The organism is Bacillus bruguierae (assembly GCF_037104725.1).
GTDB classification, from domain to species: domain Bacteria; phylum Bacillota; class Bacilli; order Bacillales; family Bacillaceae_G; genus Bacillus_A; species Bacillus_A bruguierae.
This window is the reverse complement of sequence record NZ_JBAWSX010000010.1, coordinates 119,147-132,630: the sequence shown is the minus strand read 5'-3', so window position 1 is coordinate 132,630 and position 13,484 is coordinate 119,147. Positions and strand designations below refer to the sequence as shown.

Genomic DNA, 13,484 nt, shown 5'->3' with positions numbered 1-13,484 from the left:
AATTTAAACCTTTAATTCCATAAAAAACATTGATATAACAATAAAAAAGCAGAGCGAATTGCTCTTGCTTTTTTATCTACTTTTATATGTGTTTTTAGACCATCCAACAATTTAGAAAAATAAAATACATAAACAGATGTTTTTACTCTATTTTTATGTATTTTAAGTTTAATTTTTATTGTTTTATTAAAATTAAATGATTAGCAAAGGGAACTACTTTTTCTTTGTCGAAATTACACGTAAGTATATTAAGATGCCATGTATGCTAAGTAAAACTAAGTTAACGGATTTGGATTATATGAACATAAGAAGACTTTTCGTAAAAAGTTAAAGGGGAGGTGCGAAAATGGGTGATTTACAATATAAATCGGAATTTAAGGATTTGTGTCAAACATCTCAACTTGGTGAATTATTGAATGCCCCCGAATCCATTTCTGGTGGGCTTTTACATAGAATGTATGCTGTTGAAACCACGAAAGGAAAGTATGCCGTAAAACTTTTAAATCCTCAAATAATGCTTAGACCAACGGCAATGCGAAACTATATCAACTCAGAAAAAATAGCCAATTTCTTGTCTAATAACATTCCAACTCTTCCAGCAAAAAAACTTAATGGAGATGTTTTACAAAAAGTAGACAATCAGTTTTATCTTGTGTTTGATTGGATAGAAGGTGAAAGTCTGAAACCTTATGAAATCAATAATATTCATTGCGAAAAAATAGGTACAATTCTTGCAGCAATACATAAAGCTGATTTTTCGGAGTTAAGTATAACAAATGATGGATTTGATAACGGACAACCTACTAATTGGAATTATTATTTGCAAAAAGGTAAAGAAAATCGTTCAGAATGGGTTAAGTTACTCCTTGAAAATCTCGATAACCTTAGCAAATGGAATTTAAATGCAATTCGCGCATCTGAATCTCTTTCATCAAATATGGTTATTAGCCATAGGGATTTAGATTCTAAGAATGTTATGTGGAACCAATACAATCCCGTTCTTATTGATTGGGAATCAGCTGGTTATATAAATCCAATGCAAGACTTAATTGAAACAGCAATCTATTGGTCTAAAAATGAAAAAGGGGACATTGATAAACAAAGATTCTTCTCTTTTATAAGCGGATATAAAAAGAGATATGGTGAACTGCAAGCAGACTGGACAGTAGTATTAGCAAATGGTTTTTCAGGAAAATTAGGGTGGCTTGAATACAATTTAAAACGTTCTTTATGGATTGAATGTACAGACGAAGAAGAACAGCAGATGGGAACTATCCAAGCGACAGAAACAATAAATGAGATTAGGCACTATGCAGATACAATTCTTAAATTATTGAATTGGTTAAATAATGAGTTGTAGACTAAGTTTATTCAACTAAAGGGGACTTATCTTTTTATGGAATTTTTTAAAAGAAGTGCTAAACGCTCAAAACTATAAACCTAAGTTTATTGATAAAGAAAAACAGTATCGTATATATGTAAGTAGTAAAAAAGACATTCATTTTATAGAAAACTCAAAGTATAAAAGTAGTATTTTTGGTCTTCTTACTACTATATTTATAGCTATGTATCTTAATACTTACCAAAAAGGAAAGGTAGGTCTTAATATGTACAAGTTGTATTGTAGATTATATCAAAACACGTTTAAGTTGGTTTCCTACTTTTTACCTTGGCGTGAACCTCAATTATTAACTGGAGAAAATAGCTTAAGTAAACTTCCAATTCACTTAAATAGTATCAATATTGATAGGGTGTTAATAGTGACAGACAAGGGTATTACGTCAATTGGATTATTAGATGAATTTCTTAAACAACTAAAAGAAGCAGGAGTAAAATATTTTATTTATGATAAAACCGTTCCAAACCCTACAATTTATAATATTGAAGACGCACTATCTCTTTACCACGTAAGTAAGTGTAAAGGTATCATTGCATTTGGCGGTGGATCACCGATTGATTGTGCAAAAGGGGTCGGGGCGCGTGTTGCTAGACCGAAAAAAAGTATTCCTGACATGAAAGGGGTTTTAAAGGTCAGAAAAAAGATTCCACCCTTATTCGTGATCCCTACAACATCAGGTACAGGAAGTGAGGCTACAGTTGCTGCTGTCGTATCTAATAGTGAGACACATGAAAAGTATGCAATTAACGATCATGCACTCATCCCGCAGTTAGCCGTACTGGATCCGATGCTTACAGTTAAACTACCTCCCCATATAACATCAACGACTGGAATGGACGCTTTGACACATGCAGTTGAGGCATACATCGGAAAAAGTAATACAGAAGAAACAAAACAGAACAGTAGAGAGGCAGTTCAATTGATATTTAATAACCTTTATGAATCCTATATAAATGGTTCAAATATTCATGCACGCAAAAACATGCAGAAAGCATCATATTTAGCTGGTCTAGCGTTTACTCGTGCATATGTTGGAAATGTTCATGCTATTGCGCATACATTAGGAGGATTTTATTCCGCTCCTCATGGATTAGCTAATGCTATAATCTTGCCTTATGTTTTGGAGTATTATGGGAAATCAGTATATAAACCTTTAGCTGAACTGGCAGATTTAATTGGGATCAGTAACTCATCTGACACCGATGAGCAAAAATCAAAAAAGTTTATAGAAGCAATAAAAAAACTCAATGAAGACATGAGTATACCTAAAAAGGTCAGCTGCATTCTTGATAAAGATATTCCTGCTATGGTAAATCAGGCTTTAAAAGAGGCGAATCCGCTCTATCCCGTTCCCCAAATTTTTTCAAAAGAAGACATGGTTTGGCTTTACCAAATGATAAAAGAATAAGAAAGTTGCTCTTAAACTATTTTTATTTCAATGCAACAATTGTAGTATTTGTGAAAGTATACGGTTATTAAGAACAAGGTGGAAATTAATAAATTTTATACAAAAAACGTCATTTTAATCGTAAAAATGACGTTTTTTAATCTTCTTATCACTTTTTCATTTCAATCTCAATTCTCTTTGCTAAGTCAGATGATACTTTTCAGATATAACTTTCAAATCACTAGCTAAATTTTCGACAAGATGTTCTTTTTCTATTTGAGTTAACCTCGTATAGAATTCACCAGCCTGCCCAAGATCGTTTTGCCTTGTTATAGAAGTTCTTTCTAGTTTGCCTTCAACATATCTTCCATCACCACTTGTAATTTGATTAGCTGGTATCCAATTTTGCTGTTGGTTGACCGGTAATTTACGAAATTCAGCTCCAATTCTTCTTCTTTGAGAATCACTATAAATATTCGTACGGCCTTGCAGTATTTTATCATCAGATAATTCTGCGCCGTCTAATAAATTAGAAGGGGAGAAGGAGACTTTTTCTACTTGTTCCATATAATTATCAGGATTTTTATTTAAGACCATTTTGCCTACTGGTATTAGAGGATAATCTTTTTCATCCCATATTTTTGTGTCGTCTAAAGGATCATAAGAAAGATTTGCTTCATCCTTTGGGTCCATGAGCTGGACATATAAGCCATATTCCACCAGTTTATCACCCGAAATCGCATCGTATAAATCTTTACCAGCGTAATTTACCATGCTTTTTGAATAAATCTTTCTAGAACATCCACTAAAAAATTCATTATTAACTATAGAATATCTTTTTTAATTGATAATTCGCTGCTAGATTTCCCTTTGGACTGAGAAGTATCTTTCGCACGAACATAACCCGTAGTTGCTTCGTCAGTAGTAGGTCCAGCTGTGTTGAATCTCTCATCTCCAGTGCGATGAGAGTCGTTCGATTGATTTTTCATGGAGCACCTCCTAGTTAGAATAAGTGTAGTATGCCCATGTTAGAGGCGTTATTATATTTAATTTTTCATTTATTTTACCATTCTCTTATTTTATTGATTCTTTGCTAAGTACATAAAGAACAACAATTTTGAAATACCTCTAAACTTAATGGTAGAGCACCGGCATGAAATTCAAAAAGAAATCCAATTCTTTATTCCTAATAAACAGAAAATAGCATATCTGAACTGGGCTGATATTGAAAGAGGAAGTAGCGATGCTCTCTTTTTTATTTTATTTTTCGACATAATATGATAAAGGTAAACCAATTAATTTGTTACGATAGTATAATAATCTTACATTTCATAAAAACAACAAAGGGGTATATAAAATGAAAGTAAAGAAATTAGTAGCACTTGCATTACCAATCGCATTACTAAGTGGGGTAGTTGGTTGTTCGGACAACAAGACAACAGATAAGAAAGTTGAGTCGAAAGTAGAAACAAAATCAGACAAGAAAGAAGTAACAGAACTCTCCGCTGAAGAGTACAAGCAAGAATTAGCTTTAGGTATGAAAGACATTTCTGAACGGTCACTTAAGTTAAATAGTATTATAAATGACCGGAGCAAACCGATAAGTGAAGTAGCAAAAGAGTATAGGAAAGAAGCAGAAATGTTTATCGTGACAGCAAACAAGGTAGCTGAGTTAAGACCACCAAGTAAGTTTAAAGAGTCGCATAAGGTAATGATGGAAGCAATGGATTTAGCAAGACAAGGTACGAATGAGTGCCAAGGAACTTTGGATAATGCAGACCCAAGTTTACCTAGTGTAGACAAAGGTATGTTTAAGACCGCTAATAATATGCTTTCACAGGCTTCCAGTAAGATAAACGAAGCGCACGAGATAATGAAAAAGGTAGACAGTAGTATACAATAAGGGGTAGTAATAAATTCACATACAAACATTATAATTGGGGGAAATTAACGATGAAAGCAAAGAAACTAGTAAGTTTAGCACTTCCAATCATGTTATTAGGAGGTTGCGGAGCAGATACAGGAGCAGACAAGCCAAGTACAAAAGTAGAAGCAAAGCAAGATAAGAAAGAAGTATTATCGAAAGATAAATATTTAGTAAAGATAAACGACCTAGCTATGGAGTTAACACAGAAGATAACTGAGATAACTGACATGGCAATGGATAAGAGTAATGATGAGAAGACATTCGCAAAAGAGTTCGTAAAGCAAGAAGCAGACTTACAGAAAACAATTAAAAAGTTTAATAGCTTCGAACCACCTAAAGAGTTTAAAGACGCCCATAAAGGTATATTAAAAGCGGTAGATTGTTATAGTAAGGCATATCAAACCCAAGCACAAGAACTTGTAAAGAAAGAGCCTGACCAAACTAAGTTGAAAGAATCTATGGAGTTAGTAAAACAGGGTAAAGACTACTGGACTACTGGAATGAAACCAATCCAAAAAGCAGAAGACGACCTACAAAGTAGTACAAGAAGTAAAGATAAGACTGAATTAGCCAAAGACAGTATCAAAGTATCAGAAAACGGTAAGGAACTTGTCGGTGAATGGGGTAGTTATTCCGGTTCTACCTTTAATGTAGGGTTAGACTTCCGTAGTGACGGTAAATACAGTGCATTTGACGACACAGGCAAAACGACACATGAGCAAAACCATATTTACGGAGAATGGATTTACAATGCAGATACAAATAAATTAACACTAGACGCTAGTGAGTATGTAAAAGACGGTAAGAAATATGATAAAGACGATTTAAGAGTATCAATAAAGTTCTCAGTTAAATCCATAAAAGGTGATACGTTAACACTGGTAGACGAGAAAGGACAAGAGCAAGTACTTCAAAAACGGAAGTAAGTTCACGCTAAAGGGGTATGCGTTATGAAACTAAAAAGTCTAGTAGGTATTGCTATTCCAGTCACCTTGTTATTTAGCGGTTGTGTAACAGTAAAAGAAGAAGAAACAGCTAAAGAACACGAGACAAGTAAAAAGCAAGCTAACTCGGAAGATAGCAGTAAAGACGTTCAGAAAATCCGAGTTTTAGATGGAGTTTACGCAGAATATGTATTAGACATTGAGAAAAATTTATTAAAACTCCTTGATTATTATAGTGCTTCTGTAAAAGGAGAAAGTGCTAAGAGGATAGCCTGTCTCGTAAACGGTATGCGTAATACCTTAATTACTTTTAATAAAGAAGGTGCGGAGATTTTACCAATTTCATACTTACATTCATTCAAAAAATATCTCCCAAACTGATATGTTGCTATAAAAAGAAAAAGTAAAAGGAAAGTTACTATTATTAGCTAAAAGCAAAGTGATTTCTAAATAAAGTGCATCTTCGATTGTTAGACACAATTAACAATCGAAGATGCACTTTATTTTTGACAAAATATTTTTTGAACTTAAATTAGTTGCTGCTTTTGCTTATCTTAATGCTGCCGAATACTTTTATAAGATACAGCTTAAAAGTACAGTGTAAATACAATAGTGTTAAACCCTTATTAGTGTTTGTCATAGTAAACATATAACGCTCATATTGTGATAAAAAGTATTATTATACTTTCTTATAAGGGAGAGGAAAGAGTAGTGCGTTATGATACACATATGACTACATCTGTTGCATTAGGAGCTACACTTTCATTTATATCAGGTTATCCCTTTTCGTTTGGATATGTAACAGGAATATTGTTAGGAAGCCTTTTGCCAGATATTGATGAACCAAATTCATACATAGGGCGACGTTCTTTGGGAATTGCAAAAGTTGTAAAAAAGAAATTTGGACATAGAGGACTTACTCATTCTTTTGTGGCTTGGATTATTGTTTCTCTTTTGTATTTTCTTTTCTCTTATTCCTTTTTGTTAGGATTAAGCATGGGATATTTATTTCATCTTATTGGAGATTATTTTACTAATCAGGGGGTTCGTTTATTTATTCCATTTGATGATAAACGTTATAAAGCTCCGATTACTTTTAAAGTAGGCTCTTCCATTGAGAATGTAATCTTCTGGATATCTATGGTTAGTTTCATTGTATTATTGATAAATGGATTAGCTGTTTCCTTTGTATACTCAACAATCCAATTACTCAGTAGCATGATTTTAAGAATTGGAGCGATGTAAAATGTATAACAAACCACTTATTGTTCATGCAAATAGTAAAAAATTATATGTGTTAGACTGGCTTGATCCAGAAAGAGAGTTAACGACAAAACTTCTACCCTTTGCTGATGTAATTCAAACTCCAGAGCGTGTAAGCACTTTTCGTATTTCCCCTTATACTTTGTGGACAGCTGCTGCTAAAGGACTGGTAGCTGACGACATTTTAAATGTATTAGATGAATATTCCTATACAAAAATTCCAGTTTCATTTCGGAACGAGATTCGTAGATACATACAAGCATATGGGACATTAGAGTTCCATGAAGAGCATGGAGATTTATTACTTGTAGCCAAACACGATAGCATTATAAAAAAAATTCAAGGTATTGAATCTATTAAATCTAAAGCAATTAGAAATCCAAGTTCTCATTCTATGCTTTTTCCGATGCGTCATCGAATAGAAATTAAAAAAATATTGTTTAGTCATGATTTGTTTGTCAAAGATTTTACTTTCCATCCAGGAGAACCTTTAGGTGTTCACTTAGTTTCTCGAACAATTAGTGGAGAACCTTTTCTAATAAGAGATTACCAAAAAGATGCTGCCAAAGCATTTCAACAATATGAGAGTAAAGCTGGTGGAGGTGGGACCATTCTTATGCCACCGGGAGCTGGAAAAACGATTGTAGCGCTTAAAATAATGGAGTACCTTCAGACTACGACCTTAATCCTTGTTGAAAACCAGGAAAGTGCATATCGTTGGAAACAAGAGTTACTAGATAAGACAGATCTTACAGAGCATTACATCGGAGTATATGAAATGAAAAGTGAAAAACTCCCCCCTGTTACTATTGGTACATACGCAAATATTGCTAAAAATATTGATGCATTTCATGGCTATGGTTTTATTATCTATGATGATGCATATAAGTTACCTGCTGAAACTTATGAAAGAACAATTGAAATTCGAACACGTTACCGATTGGCAATGGCATCTACGTTAGCAAGGGCAGATGAGCAAGGAAATAAGGTTTTCGCTTTAGTTGGACCAAAATGGTATGAAATATTACATCAAGAATTAATTAAGAAAGGATTTAACGTTCCTATTACTTGTATAGAAGTACGTGTACCTCTTTCTGCAGAAATGAAGCAACAATATAACAGATATAGTGAGAATTCGAATAAAAGAAGAGAATTGGCGGCGTTTAATGTACAGAAGGATGATATCGTCAAACAATTATTAATGAAATATATACAAAAACAGATGGTAATTACATCATATCGTACAGAATTAATTGAGAGGTACAAAAAACTTTTTGGCATAGAGAGTATACATGGTATGAGTGACGAAAGTCAAAATGAAGCATTGATTAAGCAGTTCAATAATAAACAAATTAGCTGGTGTAACATTTCTTCTTTAAAAGCTGAAAAAGTATTATTAAAAGGGGTAGATGTTATTGTTGCTACCTCTTATCAACAAGGGTCTGAACGAGAAGAATACTTACGGATTGGAAAGATCCTTCCCAAGGAGGAGGGAAAAGAAGAAGGATTGTTATACTCTCTTGTTTCAGAAGGAACTATTGAAGAAAAAGATTATAGAAAACGCAGAATCTGTCTTCTTCATTACGGGTTTCCATATATTATCCATAAAGCAGAATGGATAGGGAACAGGGAGGAGAAATGATATGAATTTAACAGAGGCGTTAAATCAATTAGATAAATCGGCTATTATTTGTATTGCTAAAGAATTAAAGCTCATGAATGAAAAAGATCCTTTTTCTAAGCACTGGCTAATCTCAAGCATTGTATCTAAACTTAAAGATATAAATCAATTACGTCAGCTTGTGTTTCCTTATATATCTAGTGAGGTACAACAAGAATTAATATTTTCTAGTTTTGGGAATCGAGTGCTATCTGCGGTAAGTATTCAAGAGTTGTCACGTTTTGGTTTAGTAGTTGATGAAAAAATTCCATCGGATATACAAAAATTAATGCGAGAAGAAGGAAGAACGTATTTGATAAAAATTTTTCCTCATGAAACAGCGAACGTGGTGTATACGCCTTTTTTGAAATGTATGTTATTTTTTTCTTATGTTGTGAAGGTTCAGAAGTTTGAATGCAAACTATCAAAGAAAGATCGATTTGTAAGGGAAGTGCTACAAAACTTATTTTTTACGAAAGAAGATCGAGCGTGGATTTATAAATTTCTAGATTATTTTGTGCGTTCTGGGATCCTACATAAACAAGACTCGAAGTATAGTTTAGATGAGGAGGGACTGTTGGTTTGGAAAAGAAGAGATATGTTTACAAGTCTAAAACGTTTTTATCAGAAGCTCAGTCCGAATTTCTCTGTATCTTGCTTGCAGAGTGTTGGACAATATCAACAGGATCCTGAAGAATGGATTGACCTAAACATCTTATCCTTTGAAAATACAGGATATAGATTTGCAATTCAATATGGACTTATTGAACAGATAGAAAAGGAAAGTCGAAATTTTGCACGGTTAACACCAGAAGGGTGGTGTCTGGCTAAGGGCATAAGTCACCCTAGTTGGAATGAGAATTCCCTTATAATTTCTGCAGGATTTGAGCTATTTGTTCCTTATAATTTTGATCCATTTCTTATCATGGAAATAGGATGTACTCTTTCATTAAAGGATAGTGGTTTTTTTCTAGTTTATGATTTAATGTCATTACAAGAAGAACAAAAACATTTTGTTTGTGGGGATAATTGTCAAATTTCTCATGCTATATTAAATAAATCTTTGTATATACCCGATGTAGTACGATATGATTTGGAACAGTTTAGTTCGTAAAAATTCAACACTGATAAGTTTTTAAACGTTCTGCTTTATATATAAATTTTACTTCTAAGTAAATCGTTATAATTGATACGGAATAATACAAATAAAAGGAGCGAAATAATATCACTCTTTTTATTTGTATGGTTAGTGTTATATATTTTGAAATCAATTACTTTTTATTAGAATTCAAAATACCCAAACATTTATTTAGAACATCTTCATTATTAATAATAATGATATGAAGTTTTTTTCTAGCTCTTGTTACCATCTGAAAGAGCATTTTTGTTACATCATAATAATAAGCAATACCTCTTGTAGTTAACTGTCCGTTTTGATTGTAGAAAAAATACTGATCTAACACAGCAACTACATTATCAAATTCTTGCCCAACTACTTCATGTGCAATAAAGTATGGAATACACAAACAATAAATCTCCTGCTTGAGCAGGAGATACTTTTTGAATTCTTAATAAATGTAGTTTTGAAATAAAGTTTGATTAAAAATATCGTGTTAACGCGTATTCTACGGTAAATAAAAAGAATCCATTTTGAAAAAAGATTGATCAAAATGGATTCTTATCCAGCATATTTAAGGTCAGTTTTTATAAAAAAGTTTGATTAAAGCCCACTTAAAGTTCCTTACCTGAAGGGATAAAGCATCATATCTTTTTTATAAACTTTGTGTCTTTCTTACAAATATCGTCACTCTATTTCAAATTCACGCTAAATAAAATATACCTATTAAGGAAATATTTATATAATCAGCATGCTAACAAAATTCCCTATCTAATTCAACGTAATCTATTAGTTCTTCATCCTCTAATAAGTAAGTTACATTACTATGTATCAATATTTGTGTACTACTACTTTCTGATATCATTCCATCACCAGAATCTCCGCGTTCATATGTCGGATCTAAAGTTTCAATACTAAAACTCACATCGGCTTGAATGTCAAAAGATATTAACATAGCATTATCTTCAATATCCAAAGAAACTTCACTTATAGTAATATCGTATTCCTCAATATACCCATCAGTACCCCATCCACTAAAATATTCACCTTCAAAATGATCATTAAATAGCATATCATCAATAGTATCCTGCATAAAATTATTTCTCTCACAGAATGATTTTAAATCATTTATTAATGATTCTTCATCGTACTCAAAGTTATCAATAAAGTAGTCTCTTAAATTGTCTTCTTCATTTTCTAAAAATGCTGATAATGAATTATAATACGATAAATTTTGAATATCCCCTGCTAAATTCTCATGAATATCGCTTTTATCTCTATTAGCAAAATCTTTGTGATTATTTGAGATAAATGCTACTTGATCTGGTTCATTATCCCTACAATATTCCACTATACTTTCCCATATAATTGCATCTTGAAAAGAAACTTTATTTTCATCAAACGGTTTCTCATTATTAAAATATTTAAGTGAAATTGTCTCCGTAACACCCTCCGATTTAGGAAAATCAATGATTTTAATATTATTTTCTCCAATTATCCGATCAAAAGTATTCTTATATTTTTCAACAAATATATCAGCTTTTAAATTATCAAAATTAATTATCTCGGATGCTTCTAACCTTATTAAATCAGCTCTAGTACCCTTTACTGTTTTAATCAGAGGTCTAATTTCATCCTTAAATTTTTTTAGGATTTCATGATAGTTAAACTTTGTGATACAAAGGTCTACTGGTTTATGCTGTGTGAATTTGAGTAACTTTTTCATATCGGCAGATTTAAAAAAGAAATCATTAAATATAATATTTGTATCCAAAACTATTAAATAGGACATTAGGTTCTCTCCTTTTAGATATTAAATCGCTTTCAATATTTAATTATACAATTATTATACTTTAATAAAGGTGGATATAATATTTTTTTACAAAAAGTATTTGTAATTTCTATTGTAGGTTTGGAATAAAACTTGATCAAAAGTAGGCTGCAAGCGTTGATTTACTAATAGAAGAAAACCTCACATTTTGAAAAAAATTGTTCAAAATGGAGTTAATGTTATTAAATACGTATGAGATTTTTATAAAAAAGTTTAATCAAACCTCACTTAGCATTCTTTGATTGAAGGGATAAAGCATCGCGTCTTTTTTAAACATCGTGACTTTATTTCAACTTTATAATAAAAATAACTTTTTATAAAGGTTCACTATTATTTTTATATTTTTTTCAAAAATGATCATTTACATGAAAAAGAAATTTACCCAATTTGTTCTATTAAGTGGAAAATAATGAATTATTAGATGTACAATGTTTATAGGTAAATAGAAGGGGTGAATCGTGTGTGTTTGAACAAGAAGTATTTTTATCAATATTAGACAAAACAGAAATGGCATACATTTGTAAGAAATTTAAACTAAATGTTACAGGATTTCAAAGAGACATGACAAATGCGCCAATTAAGGCTTTAGTCAATGCTATAAAAACAGCATTGACTAATGGAATGAAAAAGAAAAGGCGTAATCAAAAAGGGGATCATTTACCATATGAAGATATGTTACATCAGATGGCTGAGGAGACACTTAATAAACATCGTTATATATCAGAATTGGGTTTTGAAGAATTTATAGTAAGAATGGAAGTATGTTCAGATGTTAAGATTTGTGAGATTTTTGCAATAGTATATTATCAATATTTTGAGGAATATCAAAAGAATTTTATTCAAATGGTCGAAAACGTAAGAAATAATAAGTATGTATTTTCGGGTTTATCAAATCAACTAGATAGTACACCGTTAGAAAAAATATATAAAGTTATTAGAAACCAAATAGTAGAAGATGATACATATACGTTTTTGAAGAATTTCGAAAATGAGATTCTCGAATCCAATTATAAAGAAGAATATTTAAAGATAAATAAATCAACATTGGATGAAGAAGCAACATTTCGACTTTTAGCATCTTCTTCAAAGAATATGTACTTATGTATTTTATTATCATTTTTACTAAAAGAAGAAAGATATAAAAGTGAACAGTATGTACCGCTTATAGAAGTTATTGTATCTAAAATATATACAAAGAGACTAGAAGAGAACGTAAAGGAATTAAAAACATTAGAAACAGAGCAAATAGAATTTAAAAAAATGAATGAAATTCTCGAAAAAGAAAACGAAAATTTTATTGAATTGTTAGCAAACTTGAATGTTGAGTATAGTTCTCAAAAAGAAGAGCTACAGAACATACATAAATACTTGAAAGAAATAGAAGATGAGAATAGTAGGCTTAAAAAGATTTTAGAAAAAAATGAGCCGTTGCAAATGTTTTTTTTACGTTTAATTAGTGAAAATGACTTTATGATTGTTACAAAAGATGTTGAGCAATTTATGAATACACCATTCGAAGGAGTTACAATTTCACCTTCACAGTTTCGTAAACAATTAAAAAGAAATGATAAAAATTATTTACAAAATCAAATTATTTTTATCACAAGGGTATCATTTTCTACAGGCGGGGATTGGTATCGATTTAAACAATTATTAGATGAGCATCAACTTCGATATGAGGAAATTGGACAGTATGATATATGTTCTTATATTAAAGAGATTATAGAGTGTTTGAATAGAAAGGAGATATTTGTTTATGCTGACGAGATTTGAACAAAAGGAAATTAACTACACAAATAAAAGGGAAATTGAAGAGAGTTTTATTTTAGGTAAATTAGCTGAAGATGGACCTGGGATTCCTGGAATAGGAATTGATCCTGGAAAAGCTGTTAGTTACACTAAATTTTCAGGACCCGATAATGTTGTTTTTTTATATTCAAGCATGTTCAGATGAAC

13 protein-coding genes and 1 pseudogene are annotated in these 13,484 nt (G+C 31.6%); 10 read left to right on the top strand and 4 right to left on the bottom strand.

What is annotated here, in order from left to right; genetic code table 11:
* Window positions 1-346 precede the first annotated feature (346 nt).
* Window positions 347-1,360 (top strand): phosphotransferase, encoded by a 1,014-nt coding sequence (locus tag WAZ07_RS16885; RefSeq protein ID WP_336473392.1) that lies wholly within the window; start codon window positions 347-349, stop codon window positions 1,358-1,360.
* Between the two features lie 247 nt (window positions 1,361-1,607).
* Window positions 1,608-2,807: an iron-containing alcohol dehydrogenase gene (locus tag WAZ07_RS16880; RefSeq protein WP_336473446.1), complete on the top strand. Its 1,200-nt coding sequence runs from the start codon at window positions 1,608-1,610 to the stop codon at window positions 2,805-2,807.
* A 148-nt stretch (window positions 2,808-2,955) separates the two neighbouring features.
* Here the strand turns inward: WAZ07_RS16880 and WAZ07_RS16875 are convergent.
* A pseudogene (locus tag WAZ07_RS16875) lies at window positions 2,956-3,554 on the bottom strand (catalase); the annotation flags it as partial.
* A gap of 56 nt (window positions 3,555-3,610) precedes the next feature.
* Complete coding sequence (locus WAZ07_RS16870; protein WP_336473391.1) at window positions 3,611-3,775, bottom strand: hypothetical protein; 165 nt, start codon at window positions 3,773-3,775, stop codon at window positions 3,611-3,613.
* Between the two features lie 368 nt (window positions 3,776-4,143).
* Between WAZ07_RS16870 and WAZ07_RS16865 the strand changes: the two genes are divergently transcribed.
* From WAZ07_RS16865 to WAZ07_RS16840, 6 genes are all read left to right on the top strand, one after another.
* Window positions 4,144-4,689 (top strand): hypothetical protein, encoded by a 546-nt coding sequence (locus WAZ07_RS16865; protein ID WP_336473390.1) that lies wholly within the window; start codon window positions 4,144-4,146, stop codon window positions 4,687-4,689.
* A 50-nt stretch (window positions 4,690-4,739) separates the two neighbouring features.
* Entirely contained in the window at window positions 4,740-5,639 is a 900-nt protein-coding gene (locus tag WAZ07_RS16860; RefSeq protein ID WP_336473389.1) for a DUF3994 domain-containing protein, read from the top strand.
* 24 nt (window positions 5,640-5,663) lie between these two features.
* Entirely contained in the window at window positions 5,664-6,038 is a 375-nt protein-coding gene (locus tag WAZ07_RS16855) for a hypothetical protein (protein WP_336473388.1), read from the top strand.
* A gap of 330 nt (window positions 6,039-6,368) precedes the next feature.
* Window positions 6,369-6,902, top strand: a complete 534-nt coding sequence (locus WAZ07_RS16850) for a metal-dependent hydrolase (protein ID WP_336473387.1) — start codon at window positions 6,369-6,371, stop codon at window positions 6,900-6,902.
* Between the two features lies 1 nt (window position 6,903).
* The gene (locus tag WAZ07_RS16845) at window positions 6,904-8,562 is read left to right on the top strand and encodes a helicase-associated domain-containing protein (RefSeq protein ID WP_336473386.1); all 1,659 of its coding nucleotides are present in this window, start codon (window positions 6,904-6,906) and stop codon (window positions 8,560-8,562) included.
* Between the two features lies 1 nt (window position 8,563).
* On the top strand, window positions 8,564-9,694 hold the full coding sequence (locus WAZ07_RS16840) for a hypothetical protein (protein ID WP_336473385.1): 1,131 nt from the start codon (window positions 8,564-8,566) through the stop codon (window positions 9,692-9,694).
* A 157-nt stretch (window positions 9,695-9,851) separates the two neighbouring features.
* Here WAZ07_RS16840 and WAZ07_RS16835 read toward each other — a convergent pair whose 3' ends face one another.
* Both WAZ07_RS16835 and WAZ07_RS16830 read right to left on the bottom strand, forming a co-directional pair.
* A complete protein-coding gene (locus WAZ07_RS16835; RefSeq protein WP_336473384.1) occupies window positions 9,852-10,106 on the bottom strand; it encodes a hypothetical protein in 255 nt (84 codons plus the stop codon).
* Between the two features lie 345 nt (window positions 10,107-10,451).
* Window positions 10,452-11,489 carry a PIN domain-containing protein gene (locus WAZ07_RS16830; protein ID WP_336473383.1) on the bottom strand — a complete coding sequence of 346 codons (1,038 nt, stop codon included), beginning with the start codon at window positions 11,487-11,489 and terminating at the stop codon, window positions 10,452-10,454.
* Window positions 11,490-11,990: 501 nt separating this feature from the next.
* Here WAZ07_RS16830 and WAZ07_RS16825 point away from each other — a divergent pair.
* Window positions 11,991-13,301, top strand: coding sequence for a hypothetical protein (locus tag WAZ07_RS16825; protein WP_336473382.1), 1,311 nt, complete (start codon window positions 11,991-11,993; stop codon window positions 13,299-13,301).
* Complete coding sequence (locus tag WAZ07_RS16820) at window positions 13,285-13,482, top strand: hypothetical protein (RefSeq protein ID WP_336473381.1); 198 nt, start codon at window positions 13,285-13,287, stop codon at window positions 13,480-13,482. The genes WAZ07_RS16825 and WAZ07_RS16820 overlap by 17 nt, the downstream gene beginning before the upstream one ends.
* Window positions 13,483-13,484 lie beyond the last annotated feature (2 nt).